General features: G+C 62.9%; 27 protein-coding genes. 15 read left to right on the plus strand and 12 right to left on the minus strand.

Annotated features, from left to right (window positions below):
• Positions 1–15 precede the first annotated feature (15 nt).
• Together DIE13_RS28305 and DIE13_RS33045 are read right to left on the minus strand one after the other, a co-directional pair.
• Positions 16–366: a BON domain-containing protein gene (locus DIE13_RS28305; RefSeq protein ID WP_124830350.1), complete on the minus strand. Its 351-nt coding sequence runs from the start codon at positions 364–366 to the stop codon at positions 16–18.
• 73 nt (positions 367–439) lie between these two features.
• Positions 440–604, minus strand: a complete 165-nt coding sequence (locus tag DIE13_RS33045; protein ID WP_175751945.1) for a hypothetical protein — start codon at positions 602–604, stop codon at positions 440–442.
• 384 nt (positions 605–988) lie between these two features.
• On the opposite strand from DIE13_RS33045, the gene DIE13_RS28310 reads away from it, so the two are divergent.
• The 4 genes from DIE13_RS28310 (at position 989) to DIE13_RS28325 (ending at position 5,798) form a co-directional block, all read left to right on the plus strand.
• Entirely contained in the window at positions 989–2,521 is a 1,533-nt protein-coding gene (locus DIE13_RS28310) for a helix-turn-helix transcriptional regulator (protein WP_124830351.1), read from the plus strand.
• A 172-nt stretch (positions 2,522–2,693) separates the two neighbouring features.
• The gene (locus DIE13_RS28315) at positions 2,694–2,897 is read left to right on the plus strand and encodes a CsbD family protein (protein WP_124830352.1); all 204 of its coding nucleotides are present in this window, start codon (positions 2,694–2,696) and stop codon (positions 2,895–2,897) included.
• Between the two features lie 382 nt (positions 2,898–3,279).
• Positions 3,280–4,431, plus strand: a complete 1,152-nt coding sequence (locus tag DIE13_RS28320; protein WP_124830353.1) for a branched-chain amino acid ABC transporter substrate-binding protein — start codon at positions 3,280–3,282, stop codon at positions 4,429–4,431.
• A 194-nt stretch (positions 4,432–4,625) separates the two neighbouring features.
• Positions 4,626–5,798 carry an NAD(P)/FAD-dependent oxidoreductase gene (locus tag DIE13_RS28325; RefSeq protein WP_124830354.1) on the plus strand — a complete coding sequence of 391 codons (1,173 nt, stop codon included), beginning with the start codon at positions 4,626–4,628 and terminating at the stop codon, positions 5,796–5,798.
• A 215-nt stretch (positions 5,799–6,013) separates the two neighbouring features.
• Here the strand turns inward: DIE13_RS28325 and DIE13_RS28330 are convergent, their stop codons facing one another.
• From DIE13_RS28330 to DIE13_RS28350, 5 genes are all read right to left on the minus strand, one after another.
• Positions 6,014–6,934 (minus strand): hypothetical protein, encoded by a 921-nt coding sequence (locus tag DIE13_RS28330; RefSeq protein WP_124830355.1) that lies wholly within the window; start codon positions 6,932–6,934, stop codon positions 6,014–6,016.
• Positions 6,935–7,395: 461 nt separating this feature from the next.
• Entirely contained in the window at positions 7,396–7,968 is a 573-nt protein-coding gene (locus DIE13_RS28335) for a PAS and helix-turn-helix domain-containing protein (protein ID WP_124830356.1), read from the minus strand.
• Between the two features lie 35 nt (positions 7,969–8,003).
• Positions 8,004–8,576, minus strand: a complete 573-nt coding sequence (locus DIE13_RS28340) for a DUF5943 domain-containing protein (protein WP_124830357.1) — start codon at positions 8,574–8,576, stop codon at positions 8,004–8,006.
• Positions 8,577–8,601: 25 nt separating this feature from the next.
• Entirely contained in the window at positions 8,602–9,573 is a 972-nt protein-coding gene (locus DIE13_RS28345) for a dipeptidase (protein WP_124830358.1), read from the minus strand.
• Positions 9,574–9,628: 55 nt separating this feature from the next.
• Positions 9,629–10,975 carry an MFS transporter gene (locus tag DIE13_RS28350; RefSeq protein ID WP_124830359.1) on the minus strand — a complete coding sequence of 449 codons (1,347 nt, stop codon included), beginning with the start codon at positions 10,973–10,975 and terminating at the stop codon, positions 9,629–9,631.
• Positions 10,976–11,396: 421 nt separating this feature from the next.
• Between DIE13_RS28350 and DIE13_RS33575 the strand changes: the two genes are divergently transcribed.
• Complete coding sequence (locus DIE13_RS33575; RefSeq protein ID WP_260435141.1) at positions 11,397–12,497, plus strand: hypothetical protein; 1,101 nt, start codon at positions 11,397–11,399, stop codon at positions 12,495–12,497.
• A 95-nt stretch (positions 12,498–12,592) separates the two neighbouring features.
• Here DIE13_RS33575 and DIE13_RS28360 read toward each other — a convergent pair whose 3' ends face one another.
• Positions 12,593–13,774: a serine hydrolase gene (locus DIE13_RS28360; protein WP_124830360.1), complete on the minus strand. Its 1,182-nt coding sequence runs from the start codon at positions 13,772–13,774 to the stop codon at positions 12,593–12,595.
• A gap of 358 nt (positions 13,775–14,132) precedes the next feature.
• Between DIE13_RS28360 and DIE13_RS28365 the strand changes: the two genes are divergently transcribed.
• From DIE13_RS28365 to DIE13_RS28375, 3 genes are all read left to right on the plus strand, one after another.
• Positions 14,133–14,513, plus strand: coding sequence for a hypothetical protein (locus DIE13_RS28365; RefSeq protein WP_124830361.1), 381 nt, complete (start codon positions 14,133–14,135; stop codon positions 14,511–14,513).
• A gap of 122 nt (positions 14,514–14,635) precedes the next feature.
• Positions 14,636–15,277, plus strand: a complete 642-nt coding sequence (locus tag DIE13_RS28370) for an alanyl-tRNA editing protein (protein WP_124830362.1) — start codon at positions 14,636–14,638, stop codon at positions 15,275–15,277.
• A 249-nt stretch (positions 15,278–15,526) separates the two neighbouring features.
• Complete coding sequence (locus tag DIE13_RS28375) at positions 15,527–16,474, plus strand: GlxA family transcriptional regulator (protein WP_124830363.1); 948 nt, start codon at positions 15,527–15,529, stop codon at positions 16,472–16,474.
• Positions 16,475–16,569: 95 nt separating this feature from the next.
• Here the strand turns inward: DIE13_RS28375 and DIE13_RS28380 are convergent, their stop codons facing one another.
• The 3 genes from DIE13_RS28380 to DIE13_RS28390 all read right to left on the minus strand — a co-directional run bounded on the left by DIE13_RS28380 (position 16,570) and on the right by DIE13_RS28390 (position 18,937).
• Positions 16,570–17,052 carry a DUF4440 domain-containing protein gene (locus DIE13_RS28380; RefSeq protein ID WP_124830364.1) on the minus strand — a complete coding sequence of 161 codons (483 nt, stop codon included), beginning with the start codon at positions 17,050–17,052 and terminating at the stop codon, positions 16,570–16,572.
• A gap of 127 nt (positions 17,053–17,179) precedes the next feature.
• Positions 17,180–18,034 (minus strand): DJ-1/PfpI family protein, encoded by an 855-nt coding sequence (locus DIE13_RS28385; RefSeq protein WP_124830365.1) that lies wholly within the window; start codon positions 18,032–18,034, stop codon positions 17,180–17,182.
• A gap of 156 nt (positions 18,035–18,190) precedes the next feature.
• On the minus strand, positions 18,191–18,937 hold the full coding sequence (locus DIE13_RS28390; protein ID WP_124830366.1) for a glucose 1-dehydrogenase: 747 nt from the start codon (positions 18,935–18,937) through the stop codon (positions 18,191–18,193).
• 152 nt (positions 18,938–19,089) lie between these two features.
• Between DIE13_RS28390 and DIE13_RS28395 the strand changes: the two genes are divergently transcribed.
• The 4 genes from DIE13_RS28395 (at position 19,090) to DIE13_RS28410 (ending at position 21,848) form a co-directional block, all read left to right on the plus strand.
• Complete coding sequence (locus DIE13_RS28395) at positions 19,090–19,503, plus strand: hypothetical protein (protein ID WP_124830367.1); 414 nt, start codon at positions 19,090–19,092, stop codon at positions 19,501–19,503.
• Positions 19,504–19,764: 261 nt separating this feature from the next.
• Positions 19,765–20,964, plus strand: coding sequence for a PLP-dependent aminotransferase family protein (locus DIE13_RS28400; protein ID WP_124830368.1), 1,200 nt, complete (start codon positions 19,765–19,767; stop codon positions 20,962–20,964).
• 10 nt (positions 20,965–20,974) lie between these two features.
• Positions 20,975–21,163, plus strand: a complete 189-nt coding sequence (locus tag DIE13_RS28405; protein WP_124830369.1) for a hypothetical protein — start codon at positions 20,975–20,977, stop codon at positions 21,161–21,163.
• A gap of 88 nt (positions 21,164–21,251) precedes the next feature.
• Positions 21,252–21,848: a pyridoxamine 5'-phosphate oxidase family protein gene (locus DIE13_RS28410; protein WP_124830370.1), complete on the plus strand. Its 597-nt coding sequence runs from the start codon at positions 21,252–21,254 to the stop codon at positions 21,846–21,848.
• 547 nt (positions 21,849–22,395) lie between these two features.
• On the opposite strand, the gene DIE13_RS28415 is transcribed toward DIE13_RS28410, so the two are convergent.
• Positions 22,396–23,004, minus strand: a complete 609-nt coding sequence (locus DIE13_RS28415) for a TetR/AcrR family transcriptional regulator (protein WP_124830371.1) — start codon at positions 23,002–23,004, stop codon at positions 22,396–22,398.
• A 420-nt stretch (positions 23,005–23,424) separates the two neighbouring features.
• Between DIE13_RS28415 and DIE13_RS28420 the strand changes: the two genes are divergently transcribed.
• The 3 genes from DIE13_RS28420 to DIE13_RS28430 all read left to right on the plus strand — a co-directional run bounded on the left by DIE13_RS28420 (position 23,425) and on the right by DIE13_RS28430 (position 26,697).
• Positions 23,425–24,297 (plus strand): DUF6202 family protein, encoded by an 873-nt coding sequence (locus tag DIE13_RS28420; protein ID WP_124830372.1) that lies wholly within the window; start codon positions 23,425–23,427, stop codon positions 24,295–24,297.
• A gap of 173 nt (positions 24,298–24,470) precedes the next feature.
• On the plus strand, positions 24,471–25,334 hold the full coding sequence (locus DIE13_RS28425) for a phytanoyl-CoA dioxygenase family protein (RefSeq protein ID WP_175751931.1): 864 nt from the start codon (positions 24,471–24,473) through the stop codon (positions 25,332–25,334).
• Positions 25,335–25,482: 148 nt separating this feature from the next.
• Entirely contained in the window at positions 25,483–26,697 is a 1,215-nt protein-coding gene (locus tag DIE13_RS28430) for a stearoyl-CoA 9-desaturase (RefSeq protein ID WP_124830374.1), read from the plus strand.
• Positions 26,698–26,759: the final 62 nt, after the last annotated feature.

The raw sequence follows: 26,759 nt of genomic DNA on the forward strand, positions 1-26,759 counted from the left end.
CGGCCGCTGGATAGCTCAGGCCTTCGCCTTCAGCCCGGATGCGTCGACGTGCGTTACGCCCTTGATCGCGCGCGTCACGGCGACGGCCTTCTTCACGGCGATCTTCGTCGGCAGCACGCCGGTGAGCGTGACGACGCCGTCCACCGTCTTCACGCTGATGTCGGTGCTCTTCACGCCGTCGGTGGTGGCGAGTTCGCTCTTCACCTTGGTCGTGATCCACGTGTCGGTGACGGGCTGGTTCGATTCGGCCGTCATGCCGGTGTCGGCCGACGAAGCCTGGGCCTGTGCGTTCGTGAGCGGCGCGGCGGAAAGCAGAAAGGCCGCGCTGACGGCGAGCAGCGTCGAAAGGTGCGAGGTCTTGTTCATCGATGTTCTCCTTCGATTGGCTTGGTGAATGAGCGAGTCGGCTCGTGCCGGCGGATCGCGTGGCGTGCGCCGCTTACCGCACGATCGGCGTGTCGTAGCCGGGCTCGCGCGGCGGCATGTCCGGGCGCGGCACGTCGGGCGGCAGCGGCACCGGCGGATCGGTGCCGGGCGGCGGTTCGGGCGGATTGTCCGGGGCCGGTTCGGGCCGCGTCGGATCGGGTGTCTGATGCAGCTTCATCAGGGGAACCTCCTCTGCGGTGTGGAAGGGCAGCGCGGGAGCGCCGATGCAGTACCAGCGTACCGGTGCGAACGCACGCGGACATCGCGCAAATTCACCGGGTTCGCTAGTGCGTTTGCACGGGGGACGGAACGGTGCGCGGGAACGGGGAATGCGCCCGTTGCACGTGCAACGCGCGACGACGGACGCGGGGGAGGTGTTGCGCCGCTCGGCGGGGTATCGCACGATGCCGAAGCGGCGTGCGAATGTACTATTGGGCATAGTGCATCCGCGCCTGTCGCCTGAATCGGCGGCACGCGATCATCGCCGCATGCGCCAGCCGGCGCGTGCCGGCCACGATGCGGCCGGACCGGCAATCATGTTGACGACGTGGGCCACGATTCAATGGACGAACAAGTAAACGAACAGGCGCTGAAGTCGCATACCGACCGGCGCCAGCTGCACCAGATCATCGCGGGGCTCACCGAGGGCGTGATCCTGATCGAGCCCGACCAGCGCATCGTGTGGGCGAACGAGGCCGCGCTCGCGATGCACGGCGTCACCGGGCTCGAGGCGCTGGGCGCGAACGTCACCGAGTATCGCGAGCGTTTCCGCCTGCGTTACCGGAACAACCATCCGGTGCGCGACGGCCACTATCCGATGGATCGCGTGATCGCGGGCGAGGAGTTCAGCGACGTGACGGTCGAAGTCGAATCGGCCGCCGACGAGAACGTGAGCTGGGTTCACCGGATCCGCAGCCTCGTGCTGACGAACGCCGCCGGCGAGCCGGACTGTCTCGCGCTCGTGCTGCACGACGCGACCGAATGGGCGAGCGCGGAGGAGCGCTTCGAGCGCACGTTCAGCGCGAATCCCGCACCGGCCGTGATCTGCCGGCTCGACGATTTGCGCTACGTGAAGGTCAATCAGGGCTTCCTCGACATGACGGGCTACGTGCGCGACGACGTGCTCGGCCGCTCCGTCTACGAGGTCGACGTGCTGGAGCAGGCCGAGCGGCGCGAGCTCGCGATCGAGCGGCTCGGCGAGGGCGCGACGATTCCGCAGATGGAGGCCGTGCTGAAGTGCGCGGACGGCAGCACCAAGGCGGTCGTCGTCGCCGGGCAGCCGATCGACATGAGCGACGAGGCGTGCATGTTGTTCACGTTCATGGATCTCGAGCCGCGCAAGCAGGCCGAGCTCGCGCTGCGGCAGAGCGAGGAACGGTTCGCGAAGGCGTTCCGGATGGCCCCGGTTGCGACCGCGATCGTCACGGCCGATCGGTTCGAGCTGCTCGATGTCAACGATGCCTTCGTCGGGATGACCGGCCATACGCGCGACGACCTGCTCGGCAAGTCCGCCGACGAGATCGGGTTGTGGGCCGAACGCGGCGCGCGGCAGCACCTCGACAGCCAGCTCGCGCGCGACGGCAACGTGCGCAACGCCGACGTGCAGATCCGCACGCAGGACGGCGACGTGCGCGATTGCGTCGTGTCGGCCGACCCGGTGGCGATTCACGGGCAGGATTGCCTGCTGATCGCGCTGCTCGACATCAGCGACCGCAAGCGCACCGAGATGGAACTCGTCTATGCGATCGAGACGGCGATGCAGGATGCGTCGTGGTTCAGCCGCACGCTGATCGAGAAGCTCGCGAACGTGCGGCGCGCGAATGCGCCGGATGCGGGCGCGCAACTGTCGGATCTCACTGCGCGCGAGCGCGACGTGTTCGACCTGCTGTGTCGCGGTCTCGCTGATAAAGAGATCGCCGGGCGCCTCGGCCTTGCGCCGAATACGGTCCGCAACCACGTCGCGACGATCTACGCGAAGCTCGACGTGCATAGCCGCGGCGAGGCCATCGTGTGGGCGCGCGAGCGCGGCATCGTCGGCTCGGCGGAGACGAGCGGCGCGCGGGGCGAGAAGGGCGGCGCGAACGGCAAGAGCTGATACCGATCGTTCCCGCCATCGGCGTCATCGGTGCGAATGCACCATGCAGGCTGGTGCATCCGTATCTGCCCCGCGCGGCGCGCGGCTGCGATCCTGTCCACTCGGCGGTGCGGCGCGGGGGCCCCGCGAGTGGCCGCATTGCCGTCTCCCCAAATCATCGCAGGAGACGACCATGGACAGGAATCGCATCGAAGGCAAGCTCAAGCAAGTGAAGGGTTCGGTCAAGGAAGCACTCGGCAAGGTGACGGGCGATCGTGAGACGGAAGCGGAAGGCGTGGCGGAGCAGCAGGCCGGCAAGCTCCAGGAGAAGGCCGGCGAGGCGGCCGATGCGGTGCGCAAGCATACGGGCACCGACACGCACATCGACCGGCACTGACGCCGCGGGTGTCATCGGCGCGGATCGCGCGACGCGTGACGTGCCGAGGTGGCCCGAAGCAGTGGTAATTCTCCATCGGCATTACCCGGCACAGCCTCGGTGCAAAGGCATCTGCGCGCATCCCGCCTGACGTTTTCCCTCCCGGCCCGTCGTCGCGCGGGCCGTCCGCCGTCCGATGCGACGGTACTTGATGACAATTCCTCACAACATAGTTCCGATATTTCGTTTGCTGCACGCGTATTGGCTACCCACAATCGGTTCACCTCTTTCGCGCCGACAGGTTCCCCGGAGACGGAACCGCGGTGATCCGCCGGCGCGCGAAAGATCGCCGGCGCGCGGCAGTCGCGCGTCGCATCCCGACATACAGAAGAAGGATTGGCCGATGACGTTTCGCATTCGTTCGCTTTCCGGCATTGCGTTGACCACCGCGATGTTCGCGTTCCAGACGGGCATGGCCCACGCTCAGGAGACGGTCGTCAAGGTTGGCGTGGCCGTGCCGTTGACCGGCAGCGGCGCCGCCTACGGCAAGGACATCGAGAACGGCGTGCGCATGGCCGTCGACGAGGCGAACGCCGCGCACACGACGATCGGCGGCAAGCCGGTGAAGTTCGTCGTCACGTCGCAGGACGACCAGAGCGATCCGCGCATCGGCGTGCAGGCCGCGCAGCAGCTGACCGACGCGCAGGTGGCCGTCGTGATAGGCCATTTCAACTCGGGCACGACGCTACCCGCGTCGAAGATCTACGCGAAGGCCGGCATTCCGATGATCACGCCGTCGGCGACCAATCCCGACATCACGCGCGCCGGGCTCGGCACCGTGTATCGCGTGATCGCGACCGACACGCAGAACGCTGGCAACGCCGGTGCGTATGCGGCCGGTGTGACCAAGGCGAAGCGCATCGCGATCATCGACGACCGCACCGCGTTCGGCCAGGGCGAAGCCGACGAATTCGAGAAGGCCGTGAAGGCCAACGGCGGCACGATCGTCGCGCGCGAGTTCACGAACGACAAGGCTGTCGACTTCAGCGCGCAGCTCACCAAGATCAAGAGCACGAACGCCGACCTGGTGTTCTTCGGCGGCCTCGACGCGCAATCGGCGATGCTCGTCAAGCGCATGCGCCAGCTCGGCATCCGCGCGCAGTTCCTGGCCGGCGGCGGCGTGATGAACGCGAATTTCATCAAGCTCGCCGGCAACGCGGCGGAAGGCGCGGCCGTGTGGGAATACGGGCAACCGCTCGCGCGTCTCGCGAAGGGCAAGCAGTTCGAAGCCCAATTCAAGCAGAAGTACGGCGTCGACATGCTTGCGTACGCACCGTTTGCGTACGATGCGACGTGGATCGCGATCAACGCGATGCGGAAGGCGAACTCGACGAAGCCGGCCGATTTCAACGGCGCACTGAAGAGCACGCGCTACGACGGCATCACGGGCACGATCGCGTTCACGAACACGGGCGACCTGAAGAACCCGAGCTCGACGCTGTATGAAGTGAAGAACGCCGCGTGGCAGCCGGTCACCACGCAAACGGCGAACTGAACACCCGAACGCGCGCGGACTTTCGCGGCGCGCCCGGACGTGCTGAAATACCAGGAGCGATCGCATGCGATCGCGGCGCATGTCCGGGCGGTTCGCCGGGGGGCCGCCCGGACATGCGCCGCGTGCGACGCGGCACGAACAACCTTCGGGCGCGGCCGGCTGGCCGTGCCTTTTACGTGCAACTGGAGTGAGTCGTGAGTTCTCAAGTCGTCATCGTTGGCGGTGGTGTGATCGGCAGCTCGATCGCCTATTTCCTGCGTGCTACCGATCCGACGGTTTCCGTGACCGTCATCGAACGCGATCCCACCTATGCGAAGTCGTCGTCGGCGCTGTCGGCCGCGTCGATTCGCCAGCAGTTCTCGACGCCGTTGTCGATCGAGATGTCGCTGTTCGGGATCGACTTCCTGCGCAATATCGGCGAGCGGCTCGAGGTCGACGGCAACCGGCCGTCGATCGATCTGCATGAAGGCGGGTATCTGTTTCTCGCGACGCCCGCAGGCGACGCGACGCTGCGCGAGAACCACGCGCTACAGACGAAGCTCGGCGCCGATATTCGCCTGATGGACCGCGATGCGCTGCGCGCGAAGTTCCCGTGGCTGAACGTCGACGATCTCGTGTCGGGCGCGTACGGCGTGAGCGGCGAAGGATGGTTCGACGGCTACGGGCTTGTGCAGGCGCTGCGCAAGAAGGCGCAGGCGCTCGGCGCACGCTACGTACCGGCCGACGTGAAGTCGGTCGTGCGCGATGGCCGCAAGGTCACGCATGTCGTGACGGGCGACGGCGAGCGTTATGCGTGCGACACGGTCGTCAATGCGGCAGGCGCGTGGACGCGCGCGCTGTCGTCGATGATGGGCATCGATATTCCCGTGTATGCGCGGCGCCGCAGCATCTTCAACGTGTCGTCGCCGGCGAAGCTCACGGATTGCCCGCTGCTGATCGACCCGACCGGCGTGTATTTCCGGCCGGAAGGGCGCACGTATATCTGCGGGACGTCGCCGAGCCCGGACCGCGACCCGGACGATCTGCCGCTCGACGAGGTCGATCACGACCTGTTCGACGAAGTGATCTGGCCGACGCTCGCGAATCGCGTGCCGGAGTTCGAAGCGCTGCGCGTGGAGAATTGCTGGTCCGGGTACTACGAGTACAACGTATTCGATCACAACGCGATCATCGGCTATCACCCGGAGCTCGACAACGTCGTGTTCGCGAACGGGTATAGCGGCCACGGGTTGCAGCAAGGGCCCGCGACCGGACGCGGGGTGAGTGAACTGATTCTGGGCGGGCGGTATGACTCGCTCGACCTGTCGTCGCTCGGCTGGGCGCGCGTGCTGGAAAACCGGCCGATCGTCGAAAAGAACGTCGTGTAGCGCGGCGTGACCGCCCGGTGCGGGGTGGGCGGGATTCTCCTTGTGTCTCAATCTGACTGGCCCGGCTTTGCCGGGCTTTTTTTTCGGTTCATCGCGGATTTCCGTGGACGTCGCTTGCCGACCCAATCCGGAACTTCCGCGGTCAGGATTCGAAGCCGAAAAGCAGACTCCCGAAAACTATGGGCTGATGTCACTTCCGTACGTCGAGTGTTGTGTCATGCCGAGTCTTGCTCGCGCGCGTCACAATCCTGAACCGAACAACTTTGGCAGTCCGGTTGTTTGCCGCAAACAGGCTTTGGGCGCCACCCGTGCTCCTCCTTCGCTCGGTCCTGCGCGTACCACATAACCAAGCGATCGACTTGGCGAGAGCTGAGCTCAGAGACACTTGGGAACATCACACCGTTGCGCGATGGCGGTGGCGCCAGCGCACTCGAAGAGAAGGGTGCGCAAGCGTCCTGCCATGCTCTCACGAACGGAAGCGTGAGCGCTGGGCGGAGATCATCCGTAGCGCCGTCAGGAAAGTATCGTTTCCATTGGCCACCTAGCCTGCTGACGAACCGACAAATATGCCGATCCGGTTTTACCACTCCCCATCCCAGGTCCATCAGGATATGAAGCGCCGCCTTGTCTGCGACACCTGTAAAGGTATAGAGGACCGTGAACGGATCTACGATATCGTCGAGTGACCAATTCTTCTTCGGTTGAAGAACCGTCGCGAGCCGGTCCGTTCCATAAGCGGAAATCTCTTTCGCCCGCATGAAGAGTTCCTCGACGCGCCTGCGCATCCCGAATTCTTTTCCACCGGCTACGGCGATCTGCTCAATGTCGGCAACCGTCTGTCTACCACTGACGGCATCCTCTATCGCGAATGGCAGCTCTCGGAGCGCGTCAATGCGTCGAGTTATGCTGGCTTGGCCCATTCCCATCGAATACATCGGCAAGTAGAGGACAGCGTCGACAGCAGTGAAATTGTTTACGGCGCTGTCCAGTCGCCGCTGAAGTTCTGCAGGATTCAGCGTCCTCTGGCAGAGATTCTGGTAGACGGCGTTAATCTGATCGGGTGTCATAGTGATGAGGTCGTAAGTGCCCTTGTGATTTTCCGACCGCAAGGCGGCCGTTGGCGAAGGTCGGCTCATGGCCGACAGCAGTTTTCGGAAGCTCGATATCGGCACGCACGTCAAAATACTTCGAACGAACACCAGTCGGGCACAAACCCCTCGAAGACAAAAAAGTCGTCGATGTATGTCAGCCCAAGCCGCTCCAATGACCTCGTACACTCGTCGGCCGCATCGCCCCCAAAGAACGGGCCAAGTGATATAAGGCTGTCGGATTCGTCAAAATATTTCCGAAAATTGAACTCGACCATAAGCGCGGATAGGTCGACATTCTTGGCCGCTAGCGCAGCCCGTCGGACAACGATCCCGAAATCTCTCGAAACTTTCATCGTTATTGACCAAAGGCAAGCGTGTGCTCAAGATCGTCTGCGATTCAGCCCTTATGGTCGAGCGTCCGTTCCCGGCCGAACACCGACGTTTCTCCCCGGAATTCCCCGGTGAACATTTTTCGACCTCACTCAAGCGTGCGGCCGGCGCGAGACTCAGGCCAGCAGGCGGGCGATGAGATCGTGTGTCGTCCGGACTTCATACTTCCGCAACAGGCTCGCGCGATGGATGTCGACGGTGCGCGGGCTGATGTTCAGCTCCTTGCCGATTTCCTTGCTCGTCAGGCCGTGCACCAGAAACGCGGCAACGTCGCGCTCGCGCTCGGTCAGCGTGCTGGTGACGTCGGGATGCTTCGTGCCGCCCGACAGGTCGGTGAAGGTCCAGATGGCCAGCTCGAACGGGCGCTTCGGGTTGTATCCGAAGCCGCAGACGGTGACCCAGAAATGGCTGCCGTCGATGCGCCGCATGATGCGGTCGTCGCTGAAGCCCGCGTGTTTCGCGAGCAGCGGGGCGAGGCGACGGCCGGTCGTCGCGAAGTCCTTCTGCTCCGGATACAGCTTCGCGAACGACTGGTCGATGATGTCGTCGCGGGTCGCCCTGAACAGGTGCAATGCGCGGTCGTTGCAGTCGACCATGATGCGTTCCTTCGCCACGATGGCTGCGACCGGCAGATGCCGGAAGAGATCTTCGTAGTCGAGGCTGGGCATCGTGTCGGTCATGTTCGGCATCGTGTCGACGGGCCCGGACCGGATTCGGACCCTGGCTATCGGGCAGGTTCACTCCGGTCCGATTGTAGCGCTTGCCGGGCGAGCGGCTCGACATGAAAGATGCAGCAAGCATGCCCCTCGCCCGCGCATTGCATTTCGGATGAAAACGCGCGCGGGCCTTTGCTCGCCGCGTCGGCCACGGTGTCGTTGACCCAGTCCATCGCGCCGGCGAACCAGCCGGCGAACATGTAGCAGAGCTTGCCGTGCGCGTCGGGCCGGGCCAGCACGAAGGACGAGTGGTGCAGATGGATGCGCGCGTGCGACGTCGCCGGATCGGCTTCGGCGATGCTGAACACTCCCCAGCCGCGCTGCGACAGCCGTTTCAGGTAGTGCTCGAACACCGCCATGCCGCCGATGCCGTGCTGTTTCGCCTCCTTGTCGCACCAGTGATAGGCCGACTTGTAGCCGGCCGGGTAGAGGATCGACGCGTAGGCTTCGCGTCCCAGCGCTGCTTCGACCGCCACATGATTGTTCGTGAAGAAGTGGCGCGGGACGTACAGCATCGGCAATGCGTCGGTGGTCCAGATGCCGGTGTCCGGATCGACGTCGATGGGCAATTGTGGCTGCATGGGGGCGACGTGTGCGTGGTGCGGCTCAGACGTTCCAGACTTCGCCGAAGACCCGCAGCCAGTTCTCGCCCATCACCTTCCTGATGCGCGACTCGCTCCAGCCGGCGCGCTGCATGGCGGCGGTCAGGTTCGGGAATTCGCCGATCGTGCGGATGCCTTCCGGATTGATCACCTTGCCGAAATCCGTCAGGCGGCGATAACGGCCCTTGTCGTGCGTGATCCAGTCGAAGAATTCCGTGCTATAGCCCTGCGTGAAGTCCGTGCCGATGCCGACCTTGTCTTCGCCGATCACGTCGATCACGTATTCGATCGCTTCGAGATAGTCGTCGATGGTGGCGTCGGCGCCGCGTCGCAGGAACGGCATGAACATCGTGACGCCCACGAAGCCGTTGGCTTCCGCGATCTCGCGCAGTTGATCGTCCGTCTTGTTGCGCGGATGCTCTTTCAGCCCGGACGGGCAGCAGTGCGAGTAGGTGACCGGTTTCTTCGAGCACGCGATCGCATCGGACGAGGTCTTCGCGCCGACGTGCGACAGATCGACCATGATGCCGACGCGGTTCATCTCCTGGATCACTTCGCGGCCATATCCGGACAAGCCGCCATCCGGTTCGTAGGAGCCCGTGCCGACCAGGTTCTGCGTGTTGTAGCAGAGCTGCACGACATTCACGCCGAGCTCCTTGAACACTTCGATATAGCCGAGGTTGTCCTCGAACGCATACGCGTTCTGGAAGCCGAAGATGATGCCGGTCTTGTTCTCCTGCTTCGCGCGCAGGATGTCGTCCGTCGTGCGTACCAGCGTGAGAATCTCGCTGTATTCGCGGATCTGCTGCTTCATTTCCGCGATGTTGTCGATCGTCTTCTGGAAGTCTTCCCACACCGAGACCGTGCAGTTGACGGCCGTGACGCCGCCCTTGCGCATGTCTTCGAACACCGATCGTTCGAATCTGGAAATGTTCAGGCCGTCGATGATGATGCTGGAGTCGTGAAGGCTCGTCATGGTGTCTCTCCATGCGTTGATTTTTGCAGGCCGGCTCGATGAGCCGGACGTGGGTTCAAACGGCGCGTTCGACGCCGCGCTTCGCGGACTGGGCGGATCTCCCCGTCGCCGGACCGGCATCTTCGAGCGCGGTCTTCGACGTTTCCGGCAGCGCCAGGCCGCCGATCATCGCGAGGATCGACACGGCGATCAGGTAGTACGCCGGCGACAGGTTGGTGCCCGTCGCGGAAATCAGCCACGTGGCGACGAGCGGCGCGGTGCCGCCGAAGATCGTGTAGGCGAGGTTGTACGTGATCGCGGAGGCCGTGTAGCGGGTTTTCGTCGCGAACACTTCCGACATCAGCGGTGCCGTCACCACGCCCGAGAACACCGCGCCGATGGCCAGCAGCGCGACGCCGGCCAGCGAGTGCGACAACACGCCCGAGCTGCCCAGAGAAAAGGCAGGGTAGACCGACACGATGATGAAGATGCAGGTACTTGCGATTGTTGCGCGGCGGCCGACGAGGTCGGAGAAGAGGCCGGCGACCGGACACAACGCCGCGGCGAACAGAAGGGCGAGGACCGTCACGAGGAGCGACGTGCCACGCGACAGGTGGCCGGCCACTTGCAGGTACGTCGCGAAATACGTCGTGAACGTGTAGAAGGACAGCGCGGTCACGGACACGAATGCGCCGAGCTTCAGGATATTCCAAGACTGCGAGTGCAGCGTTTCCATCAGCGGTGCGTGTGCGAGGTCGTGCTTGCCCTCGAGCGCCTGGAATGCCGGCGTTTCATTCAGGTTGACTCGGAGGTAGACGCCGATGAGGCCGACCGGCGCTGCGATCAGGAACGGCACGCGCCAGCCCCAGTCGATCATCGCCTGCGACGACAGCGACGACTCGAGCAGATAGGCGACCACGGCCGCGCAAGCGAACGACGAGAACGTCGACACCGGCACGAAGCTGCCGAAAAAGGCGCGGCGGCGGCGCGGCGCGTGTTCCATCACGTAGGCGCATGCCCCCGCGTATTCGCCGCCTGCGGAGAAGCCCTGGACGCAGCGAATGATCGTGAGCAGCACGGGCGCCCAGTAGCCGATGCTTGCGTACGTCGGCAACAGGCCGATCAACGTCGTCGAACCGGCCATCATCAGGATCGTCAGCGCGAGCGTGCGCTTGCGCCCGATGCGGTCGCCGATGACGCCGAAGATCAGGCCGCCCAGCGGGCGGAATGCGAATGCAACCGCGAAGACGGCGAAAGTCTTCAGGAGTCCGATGGTCGGATCGCCGCTCGGAAAGAACTCGCGCGTCAGGATCGTGGCGAGAAAGCCGTATGCGGCGAAGTCGAACCACTCAACGAAGTTGCCGATCGACGCCGCGGCAATCACGCGCCGTAACGTTTTGGTGTCGACGTTTTGGGTACTCATGGTCGTGTCCTTTTCAGATGCGCGCTCGTTTCGCGTCGAAACCATACTAGGGACGCCAATTACCTAGGTCTATACGTGTCAATTACCTAGGTAATCGGGGGCGGCTGTCGGGCCGTAGCCGGGATGCGTAGCCGTTTATCGGGAGCGCCGGGCTCTGCCATTCCGGCAGACTTTGACATTCTTGCGTTCGCGCTGCGTCGCGGCATTGCGGCATTGCGGCTCGCCACCGGCTTCTTCCGTCAGTTGGAGAAAATCAACGACCGAAGCTGTTCCGGTCTGCCAGGGTAGGGTTCCCATGTCGACAACCCGTGGGACGCGTTAGCCGGACTCGAATGCCATTGCGCCCCAATGTAGTACGGGGCAGCGAAAATTGACCGGGACCAGATATTCGACATCGTCAGACGGATCGCCGACAATCGGTATGCGGTTGAGCAGCGTGCCCCGTCATTTCGCGTGCCGTCCGACCGGTCTGCCGTTTGTCGAAAAATTCGAATCGGGTTACCGGAAAACTGCCATGGCGCATCCGCAGACGTCTTTCATTCTGTCCGTCGTCGATCCGGATTTACGGAACCCGTGCCTCGACGTCCGGTTCGAAACGGACGACCTCGATATGCTGCGTCGGCTGGTCGATCCCGATGCGTCCGGCGATGCAGCACTCGACGAAGCCTATCTTCTGTCGTCGGCACAGGTCGCGGCCGTGTGCGACGCCTTCGGGATCGCGTTCGACCATGGCTCGCGCGAAGGTTTTCTCTGCAAGCACGTCGATACCGGCGTTCGCGTCCCTTACCTCGTCCATACCGGCTATGAGCTGGCGCTGATGGTGCAAGGGCGAAAGCCATTCGGGTTCATCGAATACAACAGCGAATGGCAGCCTTCGGTCGAACTGAAGGCGCGCTTCGACGCGTATGTCGATCAGGGTGTTTTCCATTCGCAGGAAATCATTCTTGATGCGTCTCGCCCAAACCATCCGGCACGCCGCATCGGGCAAGTTCTCTATACGCTCAAGGGCGAAGAGTGGCGCATCACGGCGCTGGAGCTCATTCGGCAGCACATCAACCTGCAAGGGGACGGCCGCGAGAACATGGAGCGGCTCGAAGGCGCGTTGCTGGGCTACGAGAGATGGCAGAACGATTGGTGGATCGACCACCTCGCGAGTAGCGGTATCAACCTGTACGGGGCTTCGAGTATCGTCAAGGTCGACCGCGCACAATACGATTGGCTCGTTCATGCGGGATTCCGGGCACTGCCGCCAGTCGATGCACCGACGTTCACGCTCTATTCGGCACACGGTCTCGATGATGACGCGATGAAGGCGGCGATGCAGGAGGATCCGACCATTGAAGCGTTCGTTCAGTTCAACGTCGGGTTGAGTCACATCATGCATGCGGCCGATTTCGGGGCGAGCGGGCCTTACGAGATTCCGGCATCGGTGATTCCGACGATCAACCGTCACCTGCTGCGTGCAGTTCGCGTCCTGATTCAACGCGATGATTGCGGCGCGCCGGCCGAGCGCCCGGCGTGAACGGTTTCCGCGCGAAAGCGCGACGCGTCGCCGGATCGGCACCGGGTCGCTACCGCGCTCGGCCCGGCTTCGCCGGGCCTGTGCCATTCCACGCGTTACCGCACGCCGTAGACTGCATCGCGCAGATCGACCGTGTACTGCCCGTTCATGCCCTCATACAGCGTGTTCGATAGCGACACGACGGTGAGCCCGCGAGCGCGGTCGACGAACCACGAGTGGCCGTACACGCCGCCCCAGCGCCAGGTGCCAGCCGATTCCGGCGACGCTGCCGCCCGCGGGTCGCGCAACACGGAAAAGCCGATCCCGAAGCCCACGCCGGGCCGGTCTGGCAACTCGACATCGCCGGTCTGTACGCGGCCCATCTCGTCGACCAGCGCGGCAGGCAGCAGTGCACCGCCGCCCGCGCGCAGCGTGTCGAGAACCTTCAGCACTTCGCCGGCGGTGCCGACCATGCCGGCACCGCCGGACGGGAACGCATGCGCGTCGAGCGCGCGCGACGGGGAGTAGGTCACGCCGACGAACCCTTCGACGATGGGAACCGTCTCGTTTTCCGCGAGCCGATGCGGCTGCGGCGCGTCGTTGACGTAAGGAGTCGCGAGCCGTGCGGCATCGCGCGCGACGAAGGATGTGTCGCGCGCACCGAGCGGATGCAGCACGAGCGCATCGATCGCGTCACCGAGCGGTACGCCGCAAACAGCCTCGATCAGCGCGCCGACGACGTCGATCGCGACCGAATAGTTCCAGTTCGTTCCGGGCGCGTACAGCAACGGCACGCTCGCGATCCTGCGCACGTTTTCGCCGAGCGTGATCGTTGCGCCATCCAGGCCGTCGGAGATGCCCGCGCGTGCATAGACGCCATTCGCGTCGGCCTCCGCGAAGCGATAGCCGAGGCCGGCCGTATGCGTGAGCAACTGGCGCACGGTGATCGTCGGCACGCGACCGTCAGGCAGCGCCGGGCGGAAATCGGGCAGCCAGCGCGTGACGTCTTCGTCGAGCGACAGCTTGTGTTGTGCGATGAGCACCATCGCTGCCGTCGAGACGATCGGCTTCGTCACCGACGCGAGCCTGAACAGCGTGTCCTCGCGCATCGGCGTGCGCGACTCGCGGTCGGCGAATCCGGCGGCGCGGCGATAGACGAGCTCGCCGTGGTGCGCGACCAGCACGACCGCGCCGACGAGGCGCTGTGTGTCGAGCTGGCGAGACAGAACCGCGTCGATGCGCTCGACAAGCGCCGGATCGGCTTGCGGTTGCGGTGACGATGAGGGCGTGGCGGTCATCCGGGACTCCGTCGTGGTGGGTCTGCACGACATGTTAGGGGGCGTTCGCCGGAAGCGGCGTTAACCCGTACGTGAAGAAGGGCTACGAATGCCGGGCGTGACGGCGTGCGTGCGCGAGCGATATGTCACCACTTGGGCGAGCGCGACGGCGACCGGCACTTCGTCATATGGAGTAATAGCTGTAATCCGGGCTGAAATCTTCTTTGGGCCGTAACGGGCTAGACTGGCCTTGCCTTGCCCCCCCAAGGTGTTGTCTTAGCTTCGCTTGGCCTGCGCCTTTCGGCGCAGGCCTCTTTTTTGGCCGCCGCCATCGACGATACGACGATCGCCGACCGGATGCACGTTGGAGACACACCGAGTGACCACCCACTTCACAGCCCGCGATGCAGGTTCGCTCATGCGCATCATCGTGTCGGGCGCGGCGACGGCAACCGCCGCGCTGGCCTGCATGCCGACAGCGTTCGCGCAAGACAGCGCGCCCGTTACCAGCAGCGTATTCGTGCACCAGCCGTACGACACGGGCAACAGTGCGATCAACGAGAACTTTCAGTACATCGCGCATCCGCCGATACGGCCGGTGACGGTGAGTGCGCCCACGGTCGTGCATGGCGGGCATCGGGGCCGGCGGGGGCAGGCTGGCGCGACCGGCGCACCGGGTGGCGGGGCGGGCAACGAGGCGGCCGTGCCGCTGCCGACCATGCCGACGGATGGGGCGTCGGGCGGCCCGGTTGCGCAGTAGCGGCGTTTCTTTCGATGCGATCCTTGGGGCCCTCATGACGGGCACCTGATCGCAAGATCGTACAAGCGTGACGAATTCGGTCCGCCTATCCTGTTCTTCCCCCTGGGAAAACAGGATTGACGATGACCCGCAAGGTGTTCTGGGACGACCCTTATCGAACTGTGCTGGAAACGGTCGTTACTCTGGTGAACGACGATCAGGTGCAAGTCGATTCGACGATCTATTTTGCATTCTCGGGCGGCCAGGAAAGCGACGCCGGGTCACTGGGCGGCTATCCGGTTCTCGGCGCGGAAAAGCGCGGTCTCGACATCGTGTACACGCTGCCGCTTGAGCATGCCCTGAAGGTCGGGGATTCCGTTACATGGAAAATCGACTGGGAACGGCGATACCGGCTGATGCGTCTGCATTTCGCGGCGGAAATGGTGTTGCAACTGGTATATCGACTTCGTCCGGGTATCGAACGTATCGGCGCGCACATCGCGCAGGAAAAGGCACGCGTCGACTTTGCAAGTGATGTCAGTCTGTCGCCGTTGTTTGCAGAGATCGAATCGGCGGTGACGGACCTGACCGCGCGCGATCTGCCCATCGTGACGGATTTCAGCGATGTCCAAACGCAGCGCAGATTCTGGAAGGTCGACGGTTTTGCGACGATGGCGTGCGGCGGGACGCATCCGAAATCGACGGGCGAAATCGGCGCGTTGAGACTCAAACGCAAAAATACCGGCAAGGGAAAAGAGCGAATCGAGATCGCGCTGGTCGAATAGCGGTGTCTTTGCGTAGCCGTTCGAGCATCCTGTGTGGTGCCGGAAGCGACACGACGTCGGCCCAACCACCGCCGTTCGAGGATATTTTCTTCAACGCGAACGACATCCCTCGCAGCGTTCGAACAATCGACTATACGACCGACCGACGAAGGCCAAAAGGACGTTTTTCCCTCATTTGAAGCCATATGTCCGGGTTTGAGGTTTTTCCGTAAAATACGCCTTTATCGACATTCCCAGTGACTCGTCCGCATGCATCGAATTGGATTCTTCGTCTGCCGTGGGTACGATGTTCTCGATCTCGGCGGCCCCCTATCCGCGTTCAATCAGGTGGCCACGGTTACCGGCCATACCCCGTACGATCTTCACGTCATCTCGCAGCCGGGCGGCTCGGTTCTCGGCAATTCGGGCGTTCCGATCGAGACGAAGCCGGCCGGGAGACGAACGTTCGACACCGTCGTTTTCGTAGGCGGCGACATCGATCCGATGCAGACGTCGGAGAACGTCGCGGCTGCCAGGAAATTGGGTGCGAAAGCGTCGCGGGTCGCAAGCGTGTGCACGGGCGCATTTCTGCTGGCGGAAACCGGCTTGCTGGATGGTCGCAGAGCCACGACGCACTGGCGATACACGGCGCAATTGCAGTCGCGTTTTCCGCTCACCCGGGTCGAGGGCGACAGCATCTATATCGCGGATGGCCACATCTGGACGTCGGCGGGCATCGCCTCCGGCATCGACCTGGCGCTCGCCATGATTGAAAGGGACATGGGGCCCGACGTTGCGCGCGCTGTCTCGAGGCTGCTGGTCGTTCCGTATCGGCGGCCGGGCGGGCAGTCGCAGTTTTCCGCGATGTCGCAAATGGAGCCGGAGTCGGACCGTATCCGCATCGCGCTGAATTTTGCCCGCGAACATTTGGCCGAGGCGCTACCCGTCGAGCGGCTTGCCGATGCGGCGAGATTGAGCCCGCGGCAATTCGGACGCGCGTTTCGTCGGGAAACCGGCGAGACGCCGGCCAGGGCGGTCGAGCGTTTGCGCGTCGAAGCCGCTCGGCTGCGCCTGCAGGATGGTAGCGAGCCGATCGAACAGATTGCGCTAGCGGTGGGATTCACGGATCCCGAGCGGATGCGGCGGGCATTCGTCAAATTGCACGGACACCCGCCGCAATCGATCCGGCGTCAGAGCCGATTGAACGGTGAGCGCTGATCGATCGACAGTTCATCAGCGCGCCGCTCGGCCAGCGCGAGCCTGATGGCGTGCCGGCATTTCCGGTACGCGATTGTCCGCGTTGCGTCGGGCGCTCAATTGCTTGCGGGTTTCAGCGGACCGTAGTCGTTCCACATGTCGCGATGCAGCTTCCAGGTGCCGCCCTGTTTCAGGAAGACGAGGGTCTGCTTGCCGCGGTATTGGAGCTTTCCGTCGTGGTCGTGGATTTCCGCATCCGACACCTCCGTCACGACCCGGTCATTCCCGTAGAACTCGTAATTGCTGAACGTCACGGTAGCCGGCTTCGATCCGGCGTACCCTTTGGTGAAGTACTCGGTGATTGCGCGGCTCCCGGTTATTTTGTCGCCGCCCGGCGGCAAGAGCGTGCCATCGTTCGTATAGAGGCGGCCGATCGCCTCGTAGTCTCCGCGCGCGAAGGCTTCAGCCCAGCGCGCGTTCTCGGCCTTGATCGCCGCGCCGGGCGGATGTGGCGAACCGCCGGCGACGGCCGGCGCCGCAAATGCCGAAAAGGAGAGGCAGACTGCAAGAGCGGCAGTACAAAAACGGATCGGATGCATTCGATGATTTCCAGTCGTGGCTTGAATTGAAGAGGGCTGCAGCGTCGTGCAGGTGGAGCAGGCAAGGTCGATTGCGTTCTTCGTCGCGGCCTGTGCGGACTTTCGCAAACCTTGCCTGCAAGGCTGTTCAGCGAACGCCCGGGATACGCGCGAGACCGCTTGATGCGCCGGGCAGTTCCTTGTCGACCATCGCGATGACCTCCGGCCGCGCATCTCGCGGGTGGCCGGAATGGAACGGCGGAGCGGGATCGTATTCGATCACGAGTTGCGTGAATTCGGCGGCCTGCCGACCGCGTAGCCTGGCGGCAACGCGCAGCGCGAAGTCGATGCCCGCCGTCACGCCACCGCCGCTCATGAAGCGGCCGTGGTCGTCTTCCACGAAGCGATCCGGAACGGGGATGGCGCCATATTCGGACAGCTTGTTGACGAACGCCCAATGGCAGGCACTTCGCTTGCCCTTGAGCACGCCCGTTGCGGCGAGCACGAGCGACCCGTTGCAAACCGACGTGACGTGCTTCGCGCTTTCGGCGAGACGCCGGATCTGCGCTTGATACGCCGGGCGCATCGGCGCCGACAAATCGGACCCGCCGGGAACGAGGATCAGGTCGGTTTTCTCGATATCGGCCAATCGTTCGGTGTTGCCATAGACGACGCCGAATTCGAGGGTCACGTTGCCCCCGTTGAGGCTCGCGTAGCGAACATTCGTGTTCGGCAGCCGATGAAAAATCTCGCTTGGGCCAGCGAAATCGAGAAGGGTGCCGCCGTCGTAATTCACGATCAGGATATTGAGCGGCTCGCTCGGCGCGAGTTCTGCCGCGCTGTCTGCCTGCGCGAAAGCTGGCGTGGCGCGGCCAAGCAGGGCTCCGCCACCCAGGACGGCGCCGAGCGTGGCGACGCCCCCGAACTTGAGGGCATCGCGGCGGGCGTGGCCTGCCTGGGTGAGTTTCTCGCTGGAGGCGTCGTTCTTTTTGTGATCGGTCAAGTTAATCTCTCCTTGCACTTAGGCCTCCTCTTCAAGTACAACCAGGTCGGCCAGATTGAAAGACCTCGCGACGAAGCGCGTGGCGGACGTGTAATTACGATGTGGATGCGGTGGGCGGAACCGGCGTGTGCCGCTTCGCGAACGACGGGCGAAGGCTTAAAGCTGCGAAGCCCCGCCATCCACAACCAGTTCGGTGCCGACGACATAGGACGATTCGTCGCTGGCAAGATAAAGTGCCGCGTAGGCGATGTCTTCGGCTTTACCCATGCGGCCCACCGGAATCGCCTGGGCAAACTCGGCCTTGCGGTCGCGGACCCACTCGTCGGACATGCCCCACCTGGAGAGCAGCGGCGTGTCGATCGCGCCCGGCGCAATCGCGTTGAAGCGGATCTTGCGGTCGAGAAACTCGTAGGACCAACTGCGGGCAAGCGATCGCACGGCGGCCTTTGCCGCCGCCGTCAACGAAATGCCATGCTTGCCGGTCTGCGCGACGAACGACGTGTTGAGGATGACCGACGCGCCATCGCGCAACTGAGGCAGCACCGCTTGGAGCGTGAACACCACGCCTTTGACGTTGATGTCCATGATTCCGTCATAGAGGTCTTCGTCGATGTCGCCGACTGCGGACGGGAAAGCCCAACCCGCGTTGGCGAACACGATATCCAGGCCACCGAACCGCTCCTTCACCTCGGCGACGATTGTGCGCATGTCGTTGATCGAACGGACATCGCCCTTGAGCACGAGCGCACGCTCTCCGAGCTCGGCCCTCACGCGTTCGAACGCGCTTTCGTCGCGACCGGTCACGGCTACCCGGGCGCCTTCCGCAATGAAGAGCCTGGCGGTCGCAAGGCCGATGCCACTGGTGCCGCCCGTAATCAAAGCCGTCTTGTTCTTGAGCCTCATCATCTGTTCCTTTCTCTGCGTTGAGATCGATCAAACCGAAGGCCTGCAAGCGCGATTGCGTTCGCGCCCGTGCTTCGACTTGATATCCGGTGCAAATTATGGAACTTGAGGTTGATGGCGCAAAGGTCGTATAACCCTCAAAAAGCGTCATCATGATTCAGGGTGAAGTTTGCCGCAAAACTCACCCTCTGATCGATCCAGGATTCGTAAAGCGGATCAAACAGTTCTGTCGCGAGAAGCCGACGGACGATGCGTGCAATGCCATCCCGGCCATCAAGGGAAGACCGATTCTCGACCAGGGCGCGCCCACGGACGTCGCGGAGATTCCGATCTCCGACGGTCGGGGGCATTTCCCGATCGTACTGAAAGACGCCGATGTCGTTCAGTGGCGCCACGGCAAAACGGTCTTCGTGTACGAATACAAGATCGTCGGCCAACAAGGGTCCAACGATCCGTATGCGCCGTACGAGCTGCAGGGTTCCGGTATCGTGAATTCGCCGGATTTCGCCATCGACATGCGCGCGGAAAAGTGCGAGGCCGCAGTGCGCGCGCACGTCCGATCCTGATATCGCGACCGCAACCGCCGTGGCGCTCCAGCGCGCTTGGCTAAACCATCGAACGGCCCCGGATCCCGCCGCCGGGATGCATGCCCCACATCCCCAATTAATGACCAAACCGCAAGACCTAGTGCATAGATATCGTTTGCCGCCGCGTTAATGACTATCGACAATCGTGGCTCGAATCCACCGCCGTTGTGCGCAGAAGCGCCGCGGCGGCCGGCACTTGTCGGCTATCCCGGCCGTCCCTGCCATCCAGCTCACGACTACATGTACGCGTTCACGCCCTCATTCCAGAATCCTGCCGGTTCGCCGATCCGCGAACTGTTCAAGTACCTCTCCGAACCGGGGATGATTTCTTTCGCGGGCGGTTACCCGGCCAGCGACCTGTTCGACGTCGACGGCCTGAACGCGGCCGCCGAACGCGCATACGCGCAGCCGGTCCGCTGCCTGCAGTACGGTCCGACCGACGGTCTCGCCGAACTGAAGCAACAACTGATCGCGTTGATGGCGCGCCGCAACGTAACCTGCACGCCGGCCGAACTGCTCGTCACGACCGGTTCGCAGCAGGGCCTCGACCTGCTGCTGCGCGTGATGGTTGCGCCGGGCGACGTCGTGCTGACCGAACAACCGGCGTACCCGGCGACGCTGTCGGCGATGCGTCTGCAACAGGCGCGTATCGTGACGATTCCCGTCGACGGCGAAGGCCTCGACGTCGACCGCCTCGCGTCGCAACTCGCGTCGGGCGAGATCGCGCAGCCGAAGCTGCTGTACACGGTGCCGACCTTCGCGAACCCGACCGGCGCGACGCTCACGCGCGAACGCCGCTTGAAGCTGCTGCGTCTGGCCGTGCAATACCGTTTCCTGATCGTCGAGGACGATCCCTACGGCGACCTGCGTTTCGCGGGGGTTGCCGTGCCGTCGATGCTCGCGCTCGCGAGCGAAGTCGACGGCGCGCGCGACTGGATCGTGCACTTCGCGAGCCTGTCGAAGATCGTCGCGCCCGGGCTGCGCGTGGGCTGGACGATCGCGCCGGCCGAGATCGCGCGACGCTGCGTGATCGCGAAGCAGACGGTCGACCTGTGCAGCACGCCGTGGACGCAAGCCACCGCCGCCGAATATCTCGCCGACGGCGCACTCGAGCGCCATCTGCCGCGCATCACGGCGGCCTACAAGCGCAAATGCGACGCGATGTGCGACACGCTGCGCGATGGCTTCGGCGACGCGATCACGTTCCATCGTCCCGAAGGCGGGATGTTCGTGTGGGCGCGAATCGGCGCAGTGTCGTCGGATGTGCTGCTGCAGCAGGCGATCGCGAACAAGATCGTGTTCGTGCCGGGCAAGGCGTTCTTCGCGGACAACGTCGATGCCGCATCGCTGCGCCTGTCGTTCGCCGCACCGGATGTCGATGCGATCCGGGAAGGCGTCGCGCGCCTCGTGCGCGCGTACGGTGCGGCGCTGGCCGCCTGAGGAGACACGCATGAACTTCATCGTCAACGACACCGTATGGATGGACGAAGCGCCGGGCATGGCCGACATCCGTCCCGTCGAGCACAAGTCGTCGCAGATCAACGCGGGGCCGCAGTACATCGCAGACGTGCTCGGCCGCTTCGGCGCGGATTCGACCGACATGAACGACGCGGCGCCGGTCGTGCTCGGCTACAACTGAACCGCGCGCCGGCGAGCAGCGGGCGAGGGGGCCGCCGCCAAAACGGTTAAGCTGGCGCGATCGAATCACGCAGGAGCGCCGCTTCATCATGTCCGATATCGCTTCCGAATCGCTCGAGCAAACGTGCGACCGTCTCTGGTCCTGCCTCCAGTCCGGCGTCAGCGCGCAGCGCTCGCCGTTTACGATGCTGCAGGCCGCGACGCTCGGCCTCGACGGCGCGCCGAAGGTGCGCACGATCGTGTTGCGGCAAGTGAGCCGCGCCGATCGTCTGCTGGCGTTCCATACCGATGCGCGTTCGGAGAAGGTGGCGGAGTTGCGCCGCGATCCGCGCATCGCGATCGTTGCAAACCATCTCGATGCGCTCGTGCAGATTCGTGCGGAAGGCGTTGCATCGATCTGCGACGACGAAGCGCAACGTCGTGCGATCTGGCAATCGAGCCGTCCGCATACGCTGCTGTTGTATCGCGCGCCGTTGCGACCGGGCACGCCGATCGAGTCGCCCGAAGAGGCACACGTTGCTCCGGGCCAAGGCGCCACGCCCACCGACGACGGCTATCGGAACTTCTGCCTGCTCCACGTCAAGGTGACGCACATCGACTGGCTCGACCTCGCCCGCAACGGCCATCGGCGCGCGGTATTCGACCTGAACGACGACGGCTGCGAAGGCCGCTGGATCGCTCCCTGACGACGGCGTCCGTATCGCTGCGACAAACGCGTACATGCCAGGAAAATCCGGGAGACATCGGGCTGTCGAATGGGGCGCCACGTGACCTGCGCGTGTCCGAAGGAAACCGGGCAAGCGCGCTGTTCCCCGTCAATTCGAGTCGATCTTCGGTCCGGACGACTGCCGATTGCTCGTCCTGCAACGACACGGACGGGTTCCAAAGACGAGTCGCGCGAGAAGGGCTCTGAACAGGGCAACGTTCGTGCATCACCGTGAGCAACGATCAGACTGATCGGGAGCCACGTCGCTCGCGGCACGCCCGGGAATCGGCGTCGCCAGTGACGAATGATGGGGTTCTGGTGCGTGTGGATGGACCGTTTGGAACGGGGATGCATCGAAGTGTCCGGAATCGGACGATCTTGAGTGCGTACATCGTGCGCTTGCAGGCCGCGAACTCGCGAGCACAAGCGACGATCAGCAGTGACTGTCGCGCGTCGATGCGCGGCAAGCTGACGATACGGGAGACTTGCATGGCGAAAATCCGCCCAATCTCCGGGTTGCCTGGGGCTCAGGTATTGACGGCCGCCAGTGCCTGGCTGTTGTCCGAGTACAGCAAATTGACGAGATGGTCACACATCTCGCGCAACTGCTCCGGATCGTGGTTGATTCGCTCCATCACCGCGAGTCCACGCGTGAAGGTAATGATCATTTGAGCCGTCGCTTCAGGGGACTGGGCAAGCGATGCGCGGATCTCGTCCCGCGACAGCGCCTCGACGATCGCATTTTCCAGATTCTTGAGCAGACCGCGGACACTGTCCTGAATATTGTCGGCGGATGCGTCCGCTTCGATCGCACTCCTGGTCGTCAGGCAGCCGCGGGGCGGGACATGCGCGGTCATGCTGGCAATTGAACTCTCGAAAAACTGCTGCAGTGCGGTATGCGCAGATGGCGCATTCAGTGCCGCGCGCGTCTCTTCAAGTACCCGGGTCGCATATCGATCGAACGCAAGCTGGAAGAGCTGCTCCTTGCCGCCATAAGCGTGGTATAGCGAGCCTCGCTGAACATTCGCTGCTTCTGCCAGGTCAGCCATGGAGGTCGCTTTCCAGCCCTTTATCCAGAAGATTTCCAGAACCCTCTCGAGGACTGCGTCTTCATCGAATTGCCGAGTCATTGCCATAGGTCCGTCGCCTCCTCAAAAAATCGTTGACCAGAGTGTCAACGTTGACTATGCTGACAATTATAGTTCAAATCGCGACAGGTCAAAGGCCAAGTTCGCGGACAACCCGGTGTTGAGTTGGAAGGTCGAGCAGACCAGCACGTCTGACCAACGGTCGACCGACGAAACAAATGAACGACAACAAATAAGCAATCCTCAAATTCAGCTTTGTAGTGAACAGAGAAGACTCTCGAGAGTCAACAGGCGTTCCTGGTCGCGTTGCCACCCGTTCCTCATCAAGAGTGACGGACGTGAGCGGTGAATGTCGATTGGGCGAGAGTCGGTTCTGTGTGCATGGAAGTTCGGCAGTCGGCACGTATTGGGCAACTCGCAGCTTCGTGATGTTCTTCTTTTTAGTTACATTCATAAGGAATGCATATTATGACGAACGCAGTCGAATCGACAGTCAACGCAGACTCGAAACGTGACCACACACCGTTGGCAGACTTCGATGCCGAGATTGCTGCGTGCCTCGAGGCATCGCATCTGACGACGGAAACGAACCGCTTCTTTGTGGAAGCCAAGGCGGTGAAGTCGATCGAGCCGTTGGCCGCACTGGGTATCGCGCACGGTTGGCGCGAGATCACCAAGGCGTTCATGTTCACGTCTCTTGCAGGTCTGGGCCTGATGGCGTCCCAGGCCGATGCCGAGGCCCACCCGAACACCAATCTCCTGACGGCGATCCAGACCGTATTCCAGGTCATTGGTGACGACCTGTCCAACGTCATGTCGGTGTTCAAGGAAGTTGCCCCGGCCGGGCCGGCCGGCATGCACTACGCATGGTGGGAAAGTGCCATCGTCGATCCGCTCAAGGCGACGTTGGGCGATGGGGCGAACGATACGTCGAACCTGCTCGGACCGGGTGGGAAGCGACTCATCGAAAATATGCGCCAGCTCGCGCATGACCCGCTCGGTGCTGCCGTGCAACTGCGTGTCGTGGAGGCCATCGCGCTGGATATCACGGTGGCGTTCAAGCGTGTCTTCTCCAGAGTCGACGTCGACGGCGGTCGCCTGTTCTCCCGGCCGGAACACTTCCAATGGATGGATTCCCACATCCACGCCGAGGTCGAACATCACAAGGCAGTGAGCGACGACGATACGGGCACGACGGCAATCGCCGATACCGCGGAGAAGCAGGCGCGCATGTTGCATCTCACCCGCACTTATGCAGCGTACTGGAATATCGCACTGAACGAGTTCGCCGATTTTCTCCACCTGTCCGGAGCACGAGCGCCCGTCGCGGCTGCCGCGTGACCATCGCCTTCCTGCCGACGGGGTGCGGAGTCGAAGTATCCGTTATGTGAATGGCAATCGGGCCGTGCGCTACACCTGAACGTTTCACCGACGACGTGTCGATAGAAGGCATGGTCGCAGGACTTTGATGTCCGCCCCAACCACAATGCGAAAACAAGTACTGGAGCATGACGATGCAGAACGCTACCTTCAAGCAGCAGTTTCTTGATAAAGGGTACTTTACCGTTCCAAAAGTAATCGACGCTGCCGGGCTGGACATTCTCCGCAAGGCGGCTGACGACTGCATGAATGACACCACGGATCCGGGGCGCGTGACTGAAGTGGATGGCAAGACGGTTCGCGGACTCCACGGAGCCCACCTTCGCAACGAAGCGCTCGCAACGTTGTGTCGGCACCCGACCCTTCTCGGGGCGGCGAAGTTCGTCCTGGGCGAGGACGTATACGTCCACCAGTTCAAGCTCAACATCAAGGCCGCGTTCGTCGGCGATGTGTGGGAATGGCATCAGGACATGACGTTCTACCATCGCGAGGACGAACTGCCGGAACCGCAATTCCTGACCGTCGCCGTGTTTCTGGATGATGTTACCGAGTTCAATGCGCCGCTGACCGTGATACCCGGGTCGCATGTGGACGGCTTCAAGGAGAGCATCAAGCATACGATCGACACGTACGACAAGCAGAGCGATTGGCTCAGCAACACGACGGCCAAGCTTCGCTACACCGTCGATCGAAACGTGCTGCGCGAGATGGTGCGCCTGCATGGCATGGACGCCCCGAAGGGGAAAGCGGGAGACATCGTCGTCTTTCACGCGAATCTGTTCCACGCATCGGGCGTCAATATCTCTCCGTTCGACCGGCGCGTCGCATTCATTTCCTATAACAGCGTGAAGAACCTGCCGGTTCAGACGCGTCCGCCGCGCCCGGAGTTTCTTGCAGCGCGTGATTACTCGCCGTTGACGCCTCGTGAGCTCGGTGATCTGTCGCCGAACCGGGACTGCCCGGAAGACGGTCGTGTGCGCGCGGAAGTGGCTAGCTGAGATAGAGAGGGCTGAACCATTGCCCGACGATGAGCCGATGGGCCTCGGACTCGTACGTCAGGCTGAATATAGGGTGACGCGTCCCGGAGTGGTGCAGGGCGCGTCACGTCGGCGAATCGGATGCCAGGCAATATATTTAGGAAAACAAATGACTTTGCCTAAATCGCTAACCAACGAAGGTGAGCTTCCTCGAATATCCGTACGAGCATCGTACCTGCGCTTCCCGAGATGGACGCAACCGCTCTGGACGCGCTTGACTGGCAAACCTCTCCCGAATGAGCAGGCGTGGTTCACGCCGCATCCGGCGCTTTCCCTCAGCATGGATGTCCTGTTGGCGATCGGGACGTGCGCGGTGCATTTGTATCTTTTGACGTCTTCCAGAGACTGGCTTCGCATATTGGGTTACGTCGTTGCGCCGATGGCGATGGTGTTCCTGGTCGGATTGCTCCGGAAGATTCAGGTCGTGTATGGGCATCATGCAATACACGAGACACTTTTCAGGCGTGGGAGCAGGATGAATGGCCTTGTGTCGAAAGGCCTGACCATCTTCGTCCTGGCGCAGAACGAAATCGAGTACGAACAGGAGCATCTCGACCATCATCGGCGTTCGGTCTTCACGACGAGGGATGATGCGGACGCGTCCTTGCTGTTCAACTTCGGAATCCGTCCGGGGCGTTCCGTCGCCGAACTGAATCACAACCTGCTCAGCACGCTTTTTTCGCCGGTTTTCCATCTCTGGTTCCTCAAGTCTCGTGTCATGTCGAACCTGAGGCGACCGCTGATCGAACAGTGTCTCGTGGTCGTGTGGCTTGTCGTGCTCATCGTGGTCATGCCCGCATGCCTTGGCGTGAATGCAACCGCGATCGCACTGTGGCTTCCGTTGACTGCTCTCTATCAAATGAGCGCGCTGCTGCAGTTTTCGACGGAACACGTCTGGCTTGTGGGCGCGGCGCCAGGCGTCCAGCAGGGCGTCTACGCGGAACGCTGCCATGGGCGGTTTTGCGGCGAATGCGTTCCGGGCGCAGATGGCAATGTCCCCTCGCCCCGGGTGTGGCTGCGGTGGTGGTGCAGGACATTGTTCATGCACATTCCCATGCGTGTCGGCGTCCTGGTCGGAGACCTGCCGGCACACGACTGGCATCACCTGGCCAGTGCCGTAGGTCATAGCCATAGAAGCTGGCCTGACGCGATATTCGAACGCCAGCGCGCGATCGATAGCGGCAATTCCGCCGGAATGGAAGAGCGCGAGCTGTGGGGCATCGAAAACATGATCGCGCATGTGTTTGTCCACATGTCTCAAGCGTCGGAGTTGCCCGCCGAATCGGAGTTGGCAGCCGGCACGTCTCCCGCGAATGGTTCTTGAGCAGTCGACGCCGCCGGCCGGTATCGAAATTCTCGTGTCAACCCGATTCAAACGACAGGTCG

It is taken from the genome of Burkholderia sp. Bp9016 (assembly GCF_003857765.1).
In the GTDB taxonomy this organism is placed as follows: domain Bacteria; phylum Pseudomonadota; class Gammaproteobacteria; order Burkholderiales; family Burkholderiaceae; genus Burkholderia.